The 18,672-nt window shown below is 70.7% G+C and carries 16 protein-coding genes; 4 read left to right on the forward strand and 12 right to left on the reverse strand.

Annotation, left to right across the window (positions count from 1 at the left end):
- A partial coding sequence (locus tag DLJ58_RS34310) for a hypothetical protein (protein ID WP_208741326.1) occupies positions 1 to 357 on the reverse strand: 357 nt, incomplete at its 3' end.
- A gap of 801 nt (positions 358 to 1,158) precedes the next feature.
- Here DLJ58_RS34310 and DLJ58_RS34685 point away from each other — a divergent pair.
- On the forward strand, positions 1,159 to 1,413 hold the full coding sequence (locus DLJ58_RS34685) for an endonuclease domain-containing protein (protein WP_244219119.1): 255 nt from the start codon (positions 1,159 to 1,161) through the stop codon (positions 1,411 to 1,413).
- A 283-nt stretch (positions 1,414 to 1,696) separates the two neighbouring features.
- Here DLJ58_RS34685 and DLJ58_RS25255 read toward each other — a convergent pair whose 3' ends face one another.
- From DLJ58_RS25255 to DLJ58_RS25265, 3 genes are all read right to left on the reverse strand, one after another.
- Positions 1,697 to 3,415 carry a S8 family serine peptidase gene (locus tag DLJ58_RS25255; RefSeq protein ID WP_124859926.1) on the reverse strand — a complete coding sequence of 573 codons (1,719 nt, stop codon included), beginning with the start codon at positions 3,413 to 3,415 and terminating at the stop codon, positions 1,697 to 1,699.
- Between the two features lie 174 nt (positions 3,416 to 3,589).
- Entirely contained in the window at positions 3,590 to 4,285 is a 696-nt protein-coding gene (locus DLJ58_RS25260) for an HAD family hydrolase (RefSeq protein ID WP_124859942.1), read from the reverse strand.
- A 98-nt stretch (positions 4,286 to 4,383) separates the two neighbouring features.
- A complete protein-coding gene (locus DLJ58_RS25265; RefSeq protein WP_124859928.1) occupies positions 4,384 to 5,349 on the reverse strand; it encodes an EamA family transporter in 966 nt (321 codons plus the stop codon).
- Positions 5,350 to 5,435: 86 nt separating this feature from the next.
- Between DLJ58_RS25265 and DLJ58_RS25270 the strand changes: the two genes are divergently transcribed.
- Positions 5,436 to 5,981, forward strand: coding sequence for a CGNR zinc finger domain-containing protein (locus tag DLJ58_RS25270; RefSeq protein WP_112732758.1), 546 nt, complete (start codon positions 5,436 to 5,438; stop codon positions 5,979 to 5,981).
- Here DLJ58_RS25270 and DLJ58_RS25275 read toward each other — a convergent pair.
- The 3 genes from DLJ58_RS25275 to DLJ58_RS25285 all read right to left on the reverse strand — a co-directional run bounded on the left by DLJ58_RS25275 (position 5,948) and on the right by DLJ58_RS25285 (position 7,629).
- The gene (locus DLJ58_RS25275; RefSeq protein WP_124859930.1) at positions 5,948 to 6,547 is read right to left on the reverse strand and encodes a GNAT family N-acetyltransferase; all 600 of its coding nucleotides are present in this window, start codon (positions 6,545 to 6,547) and stop codon (positions 5,948 to 5,950) included. The genes DLJ58_RS25270 and DLJ58_RS25275 overlap by 34 nt on opposite strands.
- Before the next feature lie 96 nt (positions 6,548 to 6,643).
- Entirely contained in the window at positions 6,644 to 6,826 is a 183-nt protein-coding gene (locus tag DLJ58_RS25280) for a DUF397 domain-containing protein (protein ID WP_124859932.1), read from the reverse strand.
- Positions 6,817 to 7,629, reverse strand: a complete 813-nt coding sequence (locus tag DLJ58_RS25285; protein ID WP_124859944.1) for a helix-turn-helix domain-containing protein — start codon at positions 7,627 to 7,629, stop codon at positions 6,817 to 6,819. Before DLJ58_RS25285 ends, DLJ58_RS25280 begins: the two co-directional genes overlap by 10 nt.
- Positions 7,630 to 8,401: 772 nt before the next feature.
- On the opposite strand from DLJ58_RS25285, the gene DLJ58_RS25290 reads away from it, so the two are divergent.
- Complete coding sequence (locus DLJ58_RS25290; RefSeq protein ID WP_124859934.1) at positions 8,402 to 8,692, forward strand: hypothetical protein; 291 nt, start codon at positions 8,402 to 8,404, stop codon at positions 8,690 to 8,692.
- Between the two features lie 19 nt (positions 8,693 to 8,711).
- Here the strand turns inward: DLJ58_RS25290 and DLJ58_RS25295 are convergent, their stop codons facing one another.
- From DLJ58_RS25295 to DLJ58_RS25315, 5 genes are all read right to left on the reverse strand, one after another.
- Complete coding sequence (locus DLJ58_RS25295) at positions 8,712 to 10,121, reverse strand: class II fumarate hydratase (protein WP_181518450.1); 1,410 nt, start codon at positions 10,119 to 10,121, stop codon at positions 8,712 to 8,714.
- Between the two features lie 35 nt (positions 10,122 to 10,156).
- Complete coding sequence (locus tag DLJ58_RS25300; protein WP_124859936.1) at positions 10,157 to 13,138, reverse strand: AfsR/SARP family transcriptional regulator; 2,982 nt, start codon at positions 13,136 to 13,138, stop codon at positions 10,157 to 10,159.
- Between the two features lie 258 nt (positions 13,139 to 13,396).
- Positions 13,397 to 15,064 carry a fumarate hydratase gene (locus tag DLJ58_RS25305; RefSeq protein ID WP_124859938.1) on the reverse strand — a complete coding sequence of 556 codons (1,668 nt, stop codon included), beginning with the start codon at positions 15,062 to 15,064 and terminating at the stop codon, positions 13,397 to 13,399.
- Positions 15,065 to 15,155: 91 nt separating this feature from the next.
- The gene (locus DLJ58_RS25310) at positions 15,156 to 16,598 is read right to left on the reverse strand and encodes an outer membrane protein assembly factor BamB family protein (protein WP_425271345.1); all 1,443 of its coding nucleotides are present in this window, start codon (positions 16,596 to 16,598) and stop codon (positions 15,156 to 15,158) included.
- 72 nt (positions 16,599 to 16,670) lie between these two features.
- Entirely contained in the window at positions 16,671 to 17,174 is a 504-nt protein-coding gene (locus DLJ58_RS25315) for an Lrp/AsnC family transcriptional regulator (protein ID WP_091403110.1), read from the reverse strand.
- A gap of 139 nt (positions 17,175 to 17,313) precedes the next feature.
- Between DLJ58_RS25315 and hppD the strand changes: the two genes are divergently transcribed.
- Entirely contained in the window at positions 17,314 to 18,519 is a 1,206-nt protein-coding gene (gene hppD, locus DLJ58_RS25320) for a 4-hydroxyphenylpyruvate dioxygenase (RefSeq protein WP_124859940.1), read from the forward strand.
- Positions 18,520 to 18,672 lie beyond the last annotated feature (153 nt).

Genomic DNA, 18,672 nt, shown 5'->3' on the forward strand with positions numbered 1-18,672 from the left:
GGACACCCCGGCCCGCGTCCGTGGCGTGATCAACTCGGGTTCACGGAAGTCGCGGTATCCCGAGGCCGGTGACCGCCCGACTTTCAGAAACGCGAGTGGATCATCGCCCGTCGACGGCTCTGCTGCCTGATTGGTCGGCCGTTCTGGCCGCTGCCATAGCACGATCGGCAGGCGGATTCGTGGTTGTCCACAGGTCCAGCGGCATGCGCGGGCCGGGTTGTCCACAGGGGTTTCGGTGGCCAGTCGGTGGTCGGCAGGCTGCTCGACATGCCCCCACGTCCGCATCGCCCCGATGCCCTGGCCTGGCAGGTCTTCCGCGGCTCCGACGCTGTCCGGGACGGCCTGCTCACCGAACATCAGCTGCGCAACTCTGCCTGGGTGCGGTTGCGCCACGACATCTACGCCGACTCGCGGCTGGACCGTGATCACGCCCTCGCGTGTCGCGCCGCCCTCCTCCGGCTACCGCCCGGCGTGATGGTCGGCGGCCCGTCGGCCGCCTACCTGCACGGCGTCCAACACGCCGCGAGCTTTACCGACGATGTGCACGTCCTCGTGCCCCGACCGCTGCGGATAGGCCCACAGCGTGGCCTCCGCGTGCACGTCAACGCCATCACCCCGCTCACGGCGAACGAAACTTCTGAGCCCGCCGCGCCAACCACCCGACGACCGACAGGCCGGCCACCGAACGCGAGCCGTCCGCCGACCCCAGGACATCAGCCAGCCGCAATCCGACCGACAGGAATGTCACCACGCCCAGCGCGGCAACTGTCCCGCCCGGCCGCCGTGTCCGTCGGAGCAGGGGGCATGGTGGTGGCTGGTCGAGGCGATGGGTGGGCGGCGGTCAGCCCGTCCAGGCCCAGGGAGCAAGACCTCCCAATCCCCCGATCCGACCCCGGCCGGGCCGCCTGGGAGACGGCTGTCTGGCTCGACCCCGTCCGGGCGGTCACCATCGTCGATTCGCTGCTCGGGCAGGGGCTGGCCGATCGCGAGACCTTGGCCGCCATGGCTGCCGGCAATGCTGACCGTCCGGGTGCGCGACGAGCACGCTGGGTGTTCGACCTGGCCGACGGCGGAGCTGAATCTCCTCCGGAGTCACAGCTTCGCGTGCGGTTGGTGCTGGGCGGGCTGCCACGCCCAGCGGTTCAACACCCGGTACGCATGCCCACCGGCATTGTTCTGCACCCCGATCTGGCCTGGCCGCAATATCGGGTAGCGGTGGAGTACGACGGGAAGTGGCACTCCGACGTAGAGCAGCTGCACCGCGACCGCCGTCGGCTGAATCAGCTGGTCGCCGCGGGTTGGCTGGTCCTGCACGTGACCAGCCGCCGGCTGCACGGCGAGTTCCCGGCAGTGCTCCGAGAGGTACGCGACGCGCTGGTCAGCCGCGGCTGGCGACAGGGATCGTCCAGATGACCAGGATCAACTCGGGTTCCTGGAAACCGCGCCGTCCTTCAGGCACCAACACCGCGCCTTGCAGAAAACCGAGTCGATCATGAGTGTCGCCGGGCGACGGCTGGTGACAACACGCCTGGACGAGCCGGATCCCGGGCGGCGGCTGGTGACAACAGGCCTGGACGAGCCGGATCCCGGGCGGCGGCTGGTGACAACAGGCCTGGACGAGCCGGGGCCCGGTCGACGAGGTGTCGACCGGGCCCCGGAGGACGGTGGCGGTTGGGCCACCGCAGTGCGACGTGCGCTACGGGCGGGCGTTCGGCTTGAGCGGGGTCTTCACCGCCGCATAGGCGTCGACGATCCCGTAGCCGTAGAAGCCGTTGAAGTTGACCCCACCGGCGCAGTACGCGTCGTAGGTCTCGTCCCGGCCCTCGTTGCGGTACTGCTGGAGGCGCGGCTCCGGGCACGCGTGCTCGGCTGCCGTGCGGTAGAGGTGCTGCTCGACCAGGTCCGGCGACATGCCGAAGCCAGTCCGACCCTGCGCCTTGCCGTACCGGCTGACGATCAGCGCGGCGACACCGGCGGCGTGCGGGGAGGCCATCGAGGTGCCCTGCAGGTACGTGTAGTACCCGCACTCGCCGTTGGCCTTGCACTGCTTGAACACGCTCGTGGCGACGCGCGGGTCGATGTTGCCGTCCGCGTCCACCTTGGGGTCCGGGATGGTGAGGGAGATAGGCTCCTCCTGGAGCACCTTCAGCGGGTAGCTGGAGAGGATCCGGTTACCGGGGGTGTTGTACGTCGGGGTCCCGAAGCCGTCCCGCGCGAATCCACCGGGCGCGGCGACCGAGATCTGCTCGGTGCCGTAGTTGGAGAAGTCCGCTTTCTTGCCGGACGGGCCGACCGACGACACACCGATCACGTGCGGGCCCTCGGTGGGGAGGTCCCAGCAGCTCTCGTTGTCGATTGGTCGGTCATACGGGTCTGCGCCGTAGTCAGGGCTCGTGGTGTCGGTGCGCGGTGCACCCAGGTCCTCGTTGTTGTTGCCGAGCGCACCGACGAGGGTGACGCCCTTGTTGTGCGCGAAGACCAGCGCCCGCTTCATCGCCTTGATGATTGCCCGCTGCTCGGCCTGGTCCTCTGGCGAGTCGGCCGGGTTGGCGGTGCAGTTGTAGAGCCACGGGTCGACGTAGAACGACATGTTGACCACGTCGATCCCGGACCGGCCGGCGTAGACCAGGGCGTTGACGACCGGGTCGAGGAAGAAGTAGCCGGAGTCCTGGCCGCCCTTGAGCTCGACCAGCGAGACGTTCGGGGCGACGCCGGAGAGACCGAAGCCGTTGGCCGCGGCGCCGATGGTGCCGGCTACGTGGGTGCCGTGCCCGCCGTCGTCGGTGCCGACCGGGTCGAGGCAGCTCGGCACCTCGCAGGGGCCGTCCACATCGGTCATGTCGGGCGCGAAGTTACGCGAGAGCGACCAGTTGAAGTTCGGCGCGATGTCCGGGTTGCTGGCGTCGACGCCGGTGTCCAGGACGCCGACGGTCACCCGACGGTCGCCCGGCTCGATCTTGCGGGCCTTGTCGGCCCGGATCATCTCCAGGCCCCACAGCTTGTCATCGAGCGGGTCGAGCTTGGCGCCCTTCTTGGCAGCACCGGCGGCATCGGCACGAGCACCGGCAGCGGCCGGCAGGTGCTCCTGCTCGACCCGGTCCAGCTTCGGCTTGCGGCCGATGGCCTTCTGCTCGGCGGCGCCGATCAGCGTCGGTGCCGCGGTCGCCCTCGCCGCGAAGTCGGCCCGGTCGCTGCTGACCTGGAACATGCCGACCTCTTCGGACCGGGACAGCACCGTGCCGCCAGCTGCCCGGATCGCGGCGACGGCCGTGTCGGTGGCGACGCCATCCTCGGCGACGACGGTGAAGGTCCGGGAGTCGCTCGGCGCGGCGTTGGCCGGCACACCCAACCCCGTAGCCGTAAGTGCCAGCACAGCCGCGGTCGCGACCGTACGGGCGGTGAAGCGCTTGCTCACCACATCGGATCCTCTCGTTGAGGGACGTGTCAGCCATCACACATCAACGATCCCGATTACGCCAGTTGAACGCCCGTTACGGCCGTGAATCCCGCCAGTTCGAACCGCACCCCGGCCACACAGGCCCAGGCCACACCAGGCCCAGGCCACACAGGCCCAGGCCGCCGCCTCGACCTACACACCTACGGCGTCGACACCCAGATTCGCCAGCGCGGCCGGCAGGTCGGCCATGCTGGAGACTTCGGCGTCGGGCGGGCAGCCGAGGGGGCGAGGCAGGCCGAGCCGGTTCAGCCACACCGATCGCAGGCCGGCCCGCCGAGGCGCCACCACGTCGTGCTCCCACGAGTCGCCGACGTACACGATCTGCCCGGCTGGCACGCCGGCCGCCGCGACCACCGCGGCGTAGAACTCCGGGGCCGGCTTCTTGGGCAGGCCGTTCTCGTGCGCGTACAGCTCGAAGGCGAACTCACCGACGAGCCCACACCGTTCGGCGCGACTGTTGCCGTTGGTGGCGAAGCCCAGCGTGTACCGACCACGCAGCGTGGCCAGCGCCGGTGGTACGTCCGGAAACGGTCGGGTGAGAGCGAAGCGCTCGGCGAAGAAGAGGTCCACGATCTCGTCCAGGTGGTGGACCAGCGCGGCGCGGGCCAGCGACCGGGCCAGTGCGGCGCGCCGGATCTCCGCCACCGGGGCGGCGCTCAGCTCGCCGAAGACCGCGCCCCAGTCCGACTCCAGTTCGGCGAGCGTTACCCCGGCCGCCGCAGTTGTGCGTCGCCGCATCTCGTCGAGGACCGCCACAAGCCCGCCCGTAACCGCCGGACGCAGGTCCAACAGCGTCTCGTCAGCATCGAACACCACAGTGGTCAGCACGACACCCACCCTCTCACCACCAGCGGATCCTCACTGACCGCCGAGGCCACGGCCTACCGACAAGCGCCGACCGTCAGGAGCACCCCGACCGCCAAACCTCACCGACCGTCGAGCGCCAGCTCGGGCTCGGGTGTGGCCGGCGCGGGCGTCGAGGGCGACCCGCGCAGCTCGTCAAGGCGTACCAGGGCGACGCCGGCGATGATCAGCGCACCGCCGAACAACTGCCAGCCGGTGGGCAGCTCGTTCAGGAACAGCCAGGCGATCAGCACCGCGAAGAGCACCTCGGTCAGGCCGACGAACGACGACAGGCGCGGCCCGAGGATCCGGGTGCCGGCGATGCCGGCGAGGTACGCGATGACGGCGGCCACCAGCGACAGCCCGGCGATGGGCACCAACCAGCTGGTGGACTGCCCGGCGAAGGTGACCTCTCCGAAGGTGGCGTGCAGCGGCAGCAGGCCGGTCAGCCCGATGAGGAGCAGCACGGCGGCGCCGACGGCCATTCCGCCGCTGGCCATGGCGACCGAGGGCAGCCGGGGGTCGACCCGGCCGGCGAGCACGAAGTATCCGGCCAGGCCGAACGCCGCGCCCAGCCCCCAGAGCACGCCCACCGGGTGGAAGTCGGCGGTGCCGGCGAGGTCGAGCACGAACGTCAGCCCGGCCAGCGCGGCCACCGACCCGGCGATGGTGAGCCGGCGGGGCGGCTGCCCGTGCCGCAGCCACATCCAGACCACGACGAGGATGATGCCCAGGTATTCCAGCAGCAGCGCGACTCCGACCGGCAGGTAGCGCACGGCGTTGAAGAAGCACACCTGGGCCACCGCCACCCCGAGGAGCCCGAACAGCCCGATGGTCGCGGCGTTGCTTCGCAGCACGTCCCATTTGCCCCGCAGCGACAGCAGGGCGGGGATCGCCAGCACCAGGGCGGCCACGCCGACGCGGGCGATCACCGCGGACTCGGCTGACCAGCCGGCCTCGATGAGCGAACGGGCGAAGGTTCCGGAGGTGGCGAAGGTGACTGCGGCGAGCAGCGCCAACCCGACGCCGGCAGCAGATCGTGAGTGCATGTCGCGCTCCTCCGGATGGGCACCGTGTCATGAGCAAACTATCCTTGTACTGATGACGCTAGGCGGAAGCCGTGACAGGAGTCAAGTTGCTATTCGCTCATGACACCGAGTGTTCGCTGATCGCCGCCGCGGCGCTGGTCAACACCGCAGGTCGGGACGGTGAGTTGCTGCCCGACATCGCGGCGCTGGACGCGTTCTTCGTCCGCCACTCCTACAGCGGCCGTCACGAGCACACCGAGGCCGAGCTGCGCGCCGTGCGGGAGCTGCGGCCCCAACTGCGCCGCATCTGGCACGCGGAACCACCCGAGATCGTCGCGGTGGTCAACGGCCTGCTGCTGGAACACAAGGCGCTGCCCCAGCTCATCGAGCACGACGACGAGCCGTACCACCTGCACGCCGTTCCCCGCGACGCGCCGCTGGCCACCCGGATCGCGGTCGAGGCCGCCATGGCGATGGCCGACCTGGTCCGTACCGGCGAGCTGAGCCGTTTGCGGATCTGCGAATACCCGGATTGCGACAACGTCGTGGTCGACCTGTCCCGCAACCGGTCCCGTCGGTTCTGCGAGGCCGGGTGCGGCAACCGTGCCGCGGTGACCGCCTACCGCGCCCGCCGGGCCGCCGGCCGCTCCTGACCGACGGTCGCCCACTCCTCGGCCCGCACCTCGTACTCCACCTCGCCCTGCTCGGTGCCCGGAATCGGATCGTCCCACTGGAGGTGGAAGGTCCGCACGTAGTGCAGCCCGGCCTTCACCATCACCCGCCGGGAGCGTTCGTTGACAGTCATCGTCTCGGCCCAGACCCGACGCACCCCGACGGTGTCGAAGGCGTACCGGACCAGCGCCCGCGACCCCTCGGTGGCCAGCCCTCGCCCCCACGTCGAGCGGCGCAGCCGATAGCCCAACTCGGCCTCGGTGCCGTCGGCCGACGGGTCCAACGCGAACCAACCCAGGAACTCTCCGGACTGCCGATCATGCGCCGCCCACCGACCCAGCCCGGGACACCTCTCGTACTGGGCCAGCAGCCTCGGCAACTGCTCGCCGCGCACGGTGGCCAGCGGGGTCGCGACGCCCCCGGTGAGGAAACGCATCACCTCGGGGTCGCTGTCCAACTCGACCAGCACGTCCACGTCGGCCATGGTCAGCCGCCGCAACCGCAGCCGATCGGTCCCCGCCGGCACACGCGCGCCATCATCACCCATGGCCCGGATCATCCGTCCTGCTCAGGGCCTCGTCGAGCCGTTTATCAGGGCCAGGTGCTCGGAAACCCGACCGCCGTCGCGGGCGAGGCGGTCGGGTCAGCGCGGGGGCGCGACCACGAAGAGCCGCCAGGAGTACGCGTCGACAACGAGCACGGGTCCGTCCGAGTCCTTACTGTCTCGCACCCCGACCACGTCCCCGAGATTCGTCGCCACCTCGACGCACTGGTCGTTGGAACCACTCCGGCTGCTCTTACGCCACCGGGCTCCGGTCAACTCCACGACTCTGCCACTTCCCTCAGCAACTCGATCGACTCCTGCGGTGGCAACGCCTGCCCGAGGGTAGCTTCCCAGGTCCGTTGTAGACGCAACAGATCCGCAGGCCGATCGAGTTCTTGGCCGCCGATCTGGCCACCGAGGTAGGCAAGATCGCTATGGTCAGCCACGGTGGCGAGAATGAACGGCCCGTTCAGGCCGGGATACTCCTCAGCCGAACGAGGCACCACATGGAGCTCAACCCGCGGATGCTCGGTCGCCAAGCGCGCCAGGTGCAGAGACTGCTCGCACATGACCTTCCGGCCGCCGACGCGTCGCCTCAGCACCGACTCGTCAAGCACCGCGACGACGTGCGGCGGGCGATCCCCGTAGAGAACCCGCTGACTGTCCATCCGGTCCGTCAGTCGACGCTCGACCTCATCGGCATCGAGCAGTCGGTCCGACTCGAAGATGGCACGGGCATAGCCCTCGGTCTGCAGTAGCCCAGGGACATGCAGCGGGTCGAACCATCGCAGTGCCCGTGCCTCCGCGAGGATCGCACGCCAGCCGCGCAGCCAGACCTGAGCCTTGTCCAGACTGACCAGTTCGGTGGACATCCGGCCGAAGAGGCCGCCGGTGTCCAGGGCGCGGTCGACGAGTTCCAGGTACTTGGCAGTGGGCGGCTGCTGCCCCAGCTCGACGGCGCTGACCATGGACGCCGAGTAGTTGACCGCCTTGGCCAGCTCGTCCTGGCTCCAGCCGCGCCGGACTCGCGCCCGCCGCAGCTCCGCGATCAGGAACGCCGCCGCCGTCATCTGTCCATCGGCCATGCCGTGCCCGCCCTCCACCCCGCCGACGATCATTTCCAGCCGGCCGCCAGCGGCGGTGCCACCCAAAACAGGGCGACTATGACGACGCGGCCAAACCCTTCCGACCGTAGTCGCCTGATCACCAGACTGTGAAGCGCGGCGCCGCTCCCCGTCCCCCGGGATCTGCCGGCACCGCACGGGACCGCCCGCTCCCCCGCGCCGGGCGGTCCCACCTCCCAGACAGCCACAGCCGGACCGAGCCACACCGGACCGAGCCACACCGGAGCAAGCCACGGCCCGAGCAAGCCACAGCCCGACCGAGCCACACCGGAGCAAGCCACGGCCCGAGCAAGCCACAGCCCGACCGAGCCACACCGGAGCAAGCCACGACCAGAACGCACCCACCAGGACAAGCGGAGGCGATGCCACAAACGAGTCAGGTCCAAAGCATCCGCCCGAGACATCCCCGACCACGCGCACGCCGGCCACCCCGGCCAAGCGGCAGCCCTGGCCACCCCGGCCACCCCGGGCGACCCGGGCGACCACGCCCACCATTCCAGCCGCGCTCAGCACCCAACCCCGCCCACCACCCGACCGACCACTGCGGCCACTGGACCCCGCCGGCAGCCCCGACCGACCACGCAAGATCGTGCTCGATCGTGGAAAGAGTGGGGTCCTGGCGTGCGGAAGCCACTACATCCAGGATCGAGCACGATCTTGGGGCAGGCCGGCCCAGGGCGAGCGGGGGCGTGGTGATGCCACAAACGATTCAGGTCGAAAGGAAGGCCGCCGCATGTCCCGGACCGCCCCGGACGGCCGCGCGACGACACCACGTCGACCGCACCTGCCGCTGCGCCCGCTCTGGCTCTGCCGGGTCTGCGCCGCGCCCTGGCCGTGCCCGGTCGCCCGACTCACCCTGCGCCAGGAGTACGCGCACGACCGCATCGGGTTGAGCATCTACCTGTGCATGGTCCTGCACGAGGCCGCTGCCGACCTGTACCGACTCAACCCGCACGACGGCCCCGACCCTGCCGCGCTCTTCACCCGCTTCCTCGGCTGGGCGAGACCACGGCACCTACCCTGACCAGGGCAGGCGAACCGGGTCAGGGGTGGGTCATCCGGAGCAGGTCCAACGTCTCGTCCAGCTGGGTCTCGGTGAGCTTCCCGGAGTCGACGTGACCCCGGGAGATGACCACCTCGCGGATCGAGGTCTGCTTGGCCAGCGCCTCCTTGGCGATCGACGCGGCCTCGTCGTACCCCAGGTAGCGGTTGAGTGGGGTGACGATCGACGGTGATCCCTCGGCGTACGCCAGGCAGACCTCGGCGTCCGCGACCAGGCCGACCACCAGCCGGTCGGCGAAGAGCCGGCTCACCGCGGAGAGCAGCCGGATCGACTCCAGCAGGTTGCGGCCCATCACCGGGAGCATCACGTTCAGCTCGAAGTCGCCCTGGGAGCCGGCGAACCCGACGGTCGCGTCGTTGCCGATCACCTGGGCGCAGACCTGCCGCATCGCCTCGGCGACCACCGGGTTGACCTTGCCGGGCATGATCGACGAGCCGGGCTGGAGGTCCGGGATACGCAGTTCGCGCAGACCGGCGCGGGGGCCGGAGCCCATCCAGCGGATGTCGTTGGCGATCTTGTAGAGGCCGATCGCCACGGTCCTCAGCTGCCCCGACGTCTCCACCAGCGCGTCCCGCGCGCCCTGCGCCTCGAAGTGGTTACGCGCCTCGCTCAGTGGCAACCCGGTCGACTCGCGCAGCTTGTCGATCACGGCGGCGGCGAAGCCGAGCGGGGTGTTGATCCCGGTGCCGACAGCGGTGCCGCCCAGCGGCAGCTCGGCCAGTCGGGGCAGCGCGCCCTCCAGCCGTTCGATCCCGTAACGGACCTGGGCGGCGTACCCGCCGAACTCCTGGCCGAGGGTGACCGGGGTGGCGTCCATCAGGTGGGTACGCCCGGCCTTGACCACGGTCTCGAACTCGGCTGCCTTGGCCTCCAACGCCGACGCCAGGTGGGCCAGCGACGGCAGCAGGTCTTCGACGATGAACTGGGTGGCCGCCAGGTGGATCGAGGACGGGAAGACGTCGTTGCTCGACTGGGAGGCGTTGACGTGGTCGTTCGGGTGCACCGGTGAGCCCAGCTCCCGGCTGGCCAGGGTCGCGATCACCTCGTTGGTGTTCATGTTCGACGAGGTGCCGGAGCCGGTCTGGAACACGTCCACCGGGAACTGGTCGTCGTAACCACCGTCGGCCACGTGCGCGGCGGCGGCGGCGATCGCGGCGGCCACGTTGGCGTCGATCACGCCCAGCTCGCCGTTGACCTCGGCCGCGGCACCCTTGATCTGGGCGAGGGCCTTGATCTGGGCCGGTTCCAGGCCCCGGCCGGAAATCGGGAAATTCTGCACCGCGCGCTGGGTCTGCGCCCGCCACAGCGCCTCGGCGGGCACCTCCACCTCGCCCATCGAGTCGCGTTCGATGCGGTAACCGGTCGCCTCTGGAGTCGTCACGCGTACCATCCTGCCGCGCCCGTGGCCGACTCGCAGATGATCCGTCAGCCCAACTCGGCCAGCAGCCGCTCCACCTCGTGCTGATCGGGCGACTCGACCTGCCGGAACAGCGCCAGCGCCTGTTCCAGGTGCGTGCGGGCCGCCGACGGATCCGTGGCCAGTACGCAGCGGGCGATGCCCTCCAACGCCCGTGCCTTCTCGTAGCGGGCACCGAGCCGGCTGGCGTCGGCGAGCACCCGGCGGTGCAGGTCGAGCGCGCTGGCGGCGTCGCCCTGCTCCAGGATCGCCCGGGCCAGCAGGTTACGGGAGGCGCACTGACCGATGCGGTCGCCGGCATCCACCATCGCCACCAGCGCGTCCCGGTGCAGGGCGGCGGCACGATCCGGCTGTCCGGCGACACGCTCCATCACGCCGATCTCGTTGAGCACCTCCCCCTCCCCGAATCGATTGCTGGCCCGGCGTTTGAGGTACAACGCCGTCCGCAGCAGACGGCGGGCGGGGCCCAGGTGACCCATTCGATGCCGGACCATGGCGAGGTGCCCCACCGCGTTTTCGATCTGCCGGTGGTCCCTCGCCTGCCGGGCCAGCAGGACGTGCAGCCGGGCCAGGCGCAGCGACTCGTCGTACCGGCCCCAGGCGATCAACGCGTAGGACAGGTTGTTCAACAGATTGGTCAGTGAATGGATGTCGGCCGGGCCCCGAATCATGCCGAATGCCTCGTCGAACTTCGCCTTACCCAGCCGGTGGTCACCGTTCGCGGCGTAGGAGACGCCCAGGTTCCAGAGCGTGCTGAGCGTGTCGCCGTGTAGTCCGAGCCGACGGCGCACCGTGAGCGCCACCTCCATCGCGCTGATCGCCTCCGGAAAGCGGGCCAGCCGGAAGTACGCCGACGAGAGATAGTTCAGCATGGTGGCGGAGGCCGCCTCGTCGCCCAGCCGCTCGGCGACCCTAAGCCCGATCGTGTGAGTCTCGATCAGCTCGTCGAGGTGCCCACCCTCGAAGTTGAGCCGCCAGCAGGCCCGGGCCAGCTGCCAGCACTGAACCGCGAAGTCCTCCTCCTCGGCCTTCCGAACCAGGGCGGTGAGCGCTACGTGGTTCTCCTCGAACCACGCCCGCCCCTCGGCCACCGGACCAGCCAACAGGTCGGGTCGGCTGGGCGTGCGCTCGGGGATGTTGCGACGACTGCCCGCGGCCTCGACCGCCCGGGCGATCGCCAACATGACCGACAGGTGGTGATCCAACAGCCGCTCCACGGCGGCGCGGCGCTCGGTCTGCCGCTCCGGGCCGGCGAGCAGCAGCCGAGCGTAATCGCGGAGCAGATCGTGCAACCGGTACCGACCCGGCTGCACCTCCTCCACCAGATGCGCGTCGACCAACTCGTCCAGCTGCTCCTGGGTGTCGGCCAGGGGCAGGTCGACGAGGGCTGCGGCCACCCGACCGTCGAAGCGTCCGGTCGGGTACAGGCCGAGCAGCGGAAACAGCCGCTGCGCCGACGGTGAGACCTGCGCGTACGACAGGGCGAACGCCTGCCCCACCGAGCGCTGCCCGGCGGTCAGCTCGGCCAGCGGGCCCGCCCCGGCGACCAGTCGCTCGGCCAGGTCGGCGACCCGCCAGCGCGGCCGGTGCGCCAGCCGTGCGCCGGCCAGCCGGATAGCAAGCGGCAGGTGCCCGCAGCGACGCGCCACCTCCGCCGCCGCCTCCGGCTCGGAGGCGATCCTCTCCATCCCGGCCACCCGGCCGAGCAGCTCGATCGCCTCGTCGGGGTCGAGAACCGGCAAGGACGACGGCCGGCCCTCGTCAAGCCCGATCAACCGGCGACGACTGGTGATGAGGACCAGGCTCTGCGAGCCGTTGGGCAGCAGCGGTGCCACCTGTTCGGCGCTGGCCGCGTTGTCCAGCACCACCAACGCGCGGCGGCCGGCCAGCTCGATCCGCCAGAGCGCCAACCGGTCGTCCAGGTTCTCCGGCACCCGCTCCGCTGGCACCCCGAGTTGGCGCAGGAGGGCGGCCACGGCCGTGGCCGGTGTCAACGGTCGGCGTTCACTGTGCCCGTGCAGGTCGATGAAGAGCTGGGCGTCGGGATATCTGTCGGCGAGCGCGGTAGCGACGTGCACGGCGAGCGTGGTCTTGCCGCTTCCCGGCATCCCGTCGACCACCTGGATGCGGGTGCCGTCCTCCTCAATCTCCTTGACCAGACGGGCCATCGTCTCCTGCCGACCGATGAAATCCCCGATCGCCCGGGGCAGCGAACGAACCGGGCCGACGGGTGGGGCCGGCCGACCGGCCAGGGCCAGGTCGCCGGCGAGTACGCGTTGGTGCAGCTCCTGCAACGCGGCGCCCGGTTCGATGCCCAGCTCGTCGGCGTAGAACCGTCGACCCTCCCGGTAGGCGGCGAGCGCGTCGGCCTGCCGGCCGACCGAGGACAGCGCGAGCATCAGTTGGCCGCGCAGACGCTCCCGCAGTGGATGCTGGTCGACGCTGTCGGTCAGCTCCTCGATCAGCTCCGCGGCCTGCCCGAGGCGCAGCTCGACGTCGACGCACTCCTCCAGCGCGGTGAGGCGCTGCTCATCGAGCGTCTGCGCCCGGCGGCGCACGCTGCGGCTCGGGATGCCGCCGAGCGCCGGCCCCCGCCACAGTGCCAGCGCGATGCGGAACCGCTCACTGGCCTCGGCCAGCCGTCCGGCGGTGACAGCGGCACGGGCCGCTTCGACGGTACGGGTGAAAACCTCGGCGTCCAGGTCGTTCGGGGCGGTGCGGACGCCGTATCCGACCGGGTCGGTGATGATGGTCTCCGGGGCGAGCCCCAGCTCGGTGAAGCGGCGACGCAACCGCGACACGCAGGTCTGCAACTGGGCCCGGGCGGTGGCCGGCGGGCGCTCCTCCCAGACCGCGTCGATCAGCTCGTCGACCGGTACGAGCCGGCCGGCCCGCAGCAGCAGCAGGGCGAGCACGATCCGGTCGCGTCCCGCGGTGACAGTGGACTCGCCACCGCCCACCCGCAGGGGCCCCAGGATCCCGAACCGCATCTGCTCTCCCGCGTCAGTGGTGCAACTTCCAGCAGAGTAGTCCGGCGGTAACGGACCGCCTTGGTCAGGCGATAGCGATCTGAGAGCGGATCGACAGCGGTGCACCGCACACTCATTGCGAGTTGTCGGTGACGGCATCCGACGGGGGCGGTGCGACCGTCCCACCCCAGGGGGCGGGCGTACCGATGTCGGCAGAGCACGGGCGACAGAACGGGCGCCGGGCGAGTTCGCCCGGCGCCCGTTCGCGTACCTGTCGGGTCAGCGGCGGCCGACGGTGAGCACCGGCTTGGTGACCTCGGCGAAGAAGTCGTTGCCCTTGTCGTCGACCACGATGAAGGCGGGGAAGTCCTCCACCTCGATCTTCCAGACCGCCTCCATGCCCAGCTCCGCGTATTCGAGCACCTCGACGTGCTTGATGCAGTCCTGGGCGAGGCGGGCCGCGGGGCCGCCGATCGAGCCGAGGTAGAAGCCGCCGTGCTGCTGGCAGGAGCGGGTCACTTGACCTGACCGGTTGCCCTTGGCCAGCATCACCTGGGAGCCGCCGGCGGCCTGGAACTTCTCCACGTAGGCGTCCATCCGGCCGGCGGTGGTCGGGCCGAAGGAGCCGGACGCGTACCCCTCGGGGGTCTTCGCCGGGCCGGCGTAGTAGACCGCGTGGTCACGCAGGTACTGCGGCATCGGCTCACCGGCGTCCAACCGCTCGGCGATCTTGGCGTGGGCGATGTCTCGGGCGACCACGAGCGGCCCGGAGAGCGAGAGGCGCGTCTTCACCGGGTACTTCGACAGCTCCGCGCGGATCTCGTCCATCGGCCGGTTCAGGTCGACCCGGACCACCAGCTCGGCGTCGAGCGAATCGTCGGTGACGTCGGGCAGGAACCGCGCCGGGTCGGTTTCGAGCCGCTCCAGCCACACGCCCGACGGGGTGATCTTGGCGACGGCCTGGCGGTCCGCCGAGCAGGAGACGGCGATCGCCACCGGGCAGGACGCACCGTGCCGGGGCAACCGGACCACCCGTACGTCGTGGCAGAAGTACCGCCCACCGAACTGCGCCCCGATGCCGAAGTTGCGGGTCAGCTCCAGCACCTCCGCCTCCAGCTCCAGGTCGCGGAAGCCGTGCGCGCTCATCGAACCCGAGGTCGGCAGCGCGTCGAGGTACTTGGCGCTGGCGTACTTCGCGGTCTTCAGCGCGTACTCGGCGGAGGTGCCGCCGATGACGATGGCCAGGTGGTACGGCGGGCAGGCGGCGGTGCCGATCAGCCGCAGCTTCTCCTCCAGGAACTGCATCATCCGCGTTGGATTGAGCAGCGCCTTCGTCTCCTGGTAGAGGTACGACTTGTTGGCCGAGCCACCACCCTTGGCCATGAAGAGGAACTTGTACGCGTCCGGGTGCCCGTCCGGGTCCTCGGCGTACAGGTCCACCTGGGCGGGCAGGTTGCTGCCGGTGTTCCGCTCGTCCCACATGGTCAGCGGGGCGAGCTGGGAGTAGCGCAGGTTGAGCCTGGTGTACGCCTGGTAGACGCCCCGGGAGATGGCCTCCGCGTCGGCACCGTCGGTCAGCACGTGCCGACCGCGTTTGCCCATCACGATGGCGGTGCCGGTGTCCTGGCACATGGGCAGGACACCACCTGCGGCGATGTTGGCGTTGCGCAGCAGGTCCAGCGCGACGAACCGGTCGTTCGGCGAGGCGGCCGGGTCGTCGATGATCGCCCGGAGCTGCGCCAGGTGCGCGGGGCGCAGGAAGTGCGCGATGTCGTGCATCGCCTCGGCGGTCAGCGCGGTGAGCGCGGCCGGCTCCACGGTGAGGAACCGACGGCCTCCCGGGCCGTGTACGACGTCCACGCCCTCGTCGGTGACCAGGCGATAGTCCGTCTGGTCCGGGCCGGTCGGCAGCAGAGGGGCGTACGAGAATGCGGCGGCACTGCTCATGAGCGGCAAGCCTAGGGCAGACCGGTCGATCACTCCCACCCGCCGGGCGGGTGCTGGGACGTCGCTCTCATCCACCGGGCGAACGGCCCGCTCAGCCGTCCTTGCCGCCGCCCGGGTCGGGGCAGAGTTCCCCCTTCGGCCCGCAGTCGCCGTTGTTCGGCCCGCCGGGGCCGGGGCCGCCCGGTCCGGGATTCCCACCGTCGCCGGGTGGTCTGGTGGGCGAGCTTCCGGACGCGCCGAAGCGGACGTACCCGATCTCCCGCCCCTCTCCGATGATCATGCCCTGTGACCCGATGGCGAGGGCGTTCGCCGAGGTGCGCAGGACGGCCAACTCCCGGCCGGTGCGCGGGTCCAGTGCTGCCAGCCGGGACGGCTTCTCGTCGGCCACCACAGCCGCGTACGGGGTGAGCGCCGCCCCGGCCTTGCCGCTGGCCTGTCGCGTCCAGAGCACCTTCTCGGTGCCCAGCTCACGGGCGATCACCGAGCGCTTGTCGGCGGCCCGGAACACCGCCGAACGATCGTCCACCGCGATCAGCTTGGTACCCCGCTCACCGACCCAGAGCAGCCGGCCGTCGTACCCGTCGATCACCGCCTCGCGGCCGTCCGGGGCGACGCCGATCAGCACGTTCCGCGCACCCTGCGGGTCCTCGCGTTGCACGCAGCCGGCGGAGTCGGCGGTGCGCAGGTTGATGCCGGCCTGCTGCCAGGCCTCCTGCCCCGTCGCCGAGTCCCGTGCGGAGATGGTGAAGTAACAGGTGCCGTCCTGGGAGCGGGCGGTGATCCGCAGTAGCCGGCCGCCCACCACGGAGAGCCGTTCCTCCCGGCCGGGCTCGACGTTCTGCAGCACCCGGCCGGTGGCGGTGTCGACCACGTGGACCCGACCGTCGACCGGGAAGCCGAGCAGCGGTGGCGCGGCCTCCGCCCCGGCCACGCCGTCGTCGATCCGGGTGGCGGTGAGCCGGCGGGTGCCGCGCAGACCCGGGTTGTCGGCGAGCAGGCCGCTGTGCACCCCGGGCAGGAAGGCCGTCCAGAGCGGCGCGGTGCCACGCGGGTCCCACGCGCTCAGGGTGCAGTCGGTGGCGTCCGTGCACCTGGCGTCGAGGAGCAGGTTGCGGTAAGTCCAGACGGCCACCGCGTCATCGTCACGCCGCCGGGTCACCCCGGTCGTCGGATCGAGCAGCTCGTACCCCTTGACCAGGAGCTTGCCCACGGCCACGACCGGGTCGCGGTCGCCGCCGGCGACCGCCGCCCAGTCCGCCTTGCGCTCCCAGAGCTGGGCACCGGTGGCCAGGCTGCGAGCCTCGACCCGGGTGCGCTGCTCGACCACGACGGCGTCGCCGGCGATGGTCACGCTGCGCGGAGTGCCGCCGACCCGTTGCTGCCAGACCACGTCGGGCTCGGAGATGGGTTCGCTGCGGTCCACCCAGTCCCACAGGCCGGGGAACGGGTTCCACACGCCGGTGGCGGCGAGCGCGACGACCACGGCGAGGCCGAGCAGCAGCCCACCGCGCACGCTCCCCTTCGCCACCCGCACACCGTAGCCACGATCACGGATCTTCCGTACGCTCGCGCCGCCGTGTCGCCGCGCTTTCTGCGCTCGGAGGTGTTAGAGCACCCTTCCCTCGGCCCGAACAGCACTGCGCACCAGCGGAAGCGTGCGGTAGGGAATCTGCTCGGCCAGCGCGATGATCGTCGAGGCGCGGGTGATGCCGGCGGACGAGACGATCTGGTCGATGACCCGTTGCAGGTCGGTGTTGGAGCGGGCCACGATCCGGCAGAGCAGGTCGCTGGAGCCGGTGATGGTGTGCGCCTCCAGCACCTCGGGGATGGCGGCGAGGTGAGCGGTGACCGGGTCGTGGCCGTGCCGCTGACTGATCTCCAGGGTGACGAAGCTGGTCACCCCGAACCCGATGGCGGCCGGCGCGATCTCGGGGCCGAAGCCCTCGATGACCCGCCGCTCGACGAGCTTGTCCAGCCTCGCCTGCACTGTGCCCCGGGCCACCCCGAGCCGCCGGGAGCACTCCAGCACCCCGATCCGCGGCTCCTCGGCGAGCAGTTCGATCAAGCGCACGTCCAGCGCGTCGAGCTGTACATTCTGCTCACCATTCATGAGTGAAGACCATACCGAATGCGCAACCTGACCAGCATTTCTGGCAACAGTTGCCCACTCGACGCCGGGGCAGCGATCCTCGCCACAAGAACCGACCACGGCGGCCCACAGGGCCGGCCGGTACGCGAGGGAGCCCATCATGACCCAGGCGATCGACCGACCCCAGTCGACCGAGGACGTCGACGTCGACCGGCTCGTCGGCGCTGTCGACCACGACATCAGCCACGACCCGTTCCCGGTCCGGGGCCTCGACCACGTGCACTTCCTGGTCGGCAACGCCAAGCAGGCCGCCCACTACTACTCCACCGCCTTCGGCATGACCTGCGTGGCGTACCGCGGCCCCGAGCAGGGCTACCGGGACCACGCCCAGTACGTGCTGACCAGCGGCTCGGCCCGGTTCGTCCTGACCGGCATGGTGCGCCCGGACGCGGACGGCGCCGAGCACGTGGCCCGGCACAGCGACGGGATCAGCGACATCGCGCTGGAGGTCCCGGACGTCGACGCCGCGTACGCGCACGCCGTCGCGCAGGGCGCCGCCAGCGTCGTCGAGCCGCACGAGGTGACCGACGAGCACGGCACCGTCCGGATGGCCGCCATCGCCGCGTACGGCGACACCCGGCACACGCTGGTCGACCGGTCCCGCTACACCGGCCCGTTCCTGCCCGGCTTCGTGGCCCGGGGCCCGATCGTGGACCGGCAGCCGATGATCGACGCCGGCATCCAGCCGAAGCGCTTCTTCCAGGCCGTCGACCACGTGGTCGGCAATGTGGAATTGGGCCGGATGGACGAGTGGGTCGAGTTCTACAAGCGGGTGATGGGCTTCTCCAACATGGCGGAGTTCGTCGGCGACGACATCGCCACCGACTACTCGGCGCTGATGAGCAAGGTCGTGGCGAACGGCACCCGCAAGGTGAAGTTCCCTCTCAACGAGCCGGCGATCGCCCGCAAGAAGTCCCAGATCGACGAGTACCTGGAGTTCTACCAGGGCCCGGGTGCGCAGCACATCGCCGTCGCCACCAACGACATCCTGGCCAGCGTCGACGCGATGCGGGCCGCCGGCGTGGAGTTCCTGGACACCCCGGACTCGTACTACGAGGACCCGGAGCTGCGCGCCCGCATCGGCAAGGTGCGGGTGCCGATCGAGGAGCTGAAGGCCCGCAAGATCCTGGTCGACCGGGACGAGGACGGCTACCTGCTCCAGATCTTCACCAAGCCGGTGCAGGACCGTCCCACGGTCTTCTTCGAGCTGATCGAGCGGCACGGCTCGCTGGGCTTCGGCAAGGGCAACTTCAAGGCGCTCTTCCAGGCGATCGAGCGGGAGCAGGAAGCCCGCGGCAACCTGTAACACTTGCGAGCGTGACGCAGCCTCCGTCGTACCCGACGCCGCCGGTCGGTGGGCCTCAGCCCGCCGCCGGCGGCGTCGCGCCGCCGCCCGGACCACACCCGCAGGGGTACGCCGCGCCGCCGCAGTACGCCCCACCCGGGTACGCCCCGCCGC

The sequence above is a fragment of the Micromonospora arida genome, from assembly GCF_003857035.1.
Taxonomy (GTDB): domain Bacteria; phylum Actinomycetota; class Actinomycetes; order Mycobacteriales; family Micromonosporaceae; genus Micromonospora; species Micromonospora arida.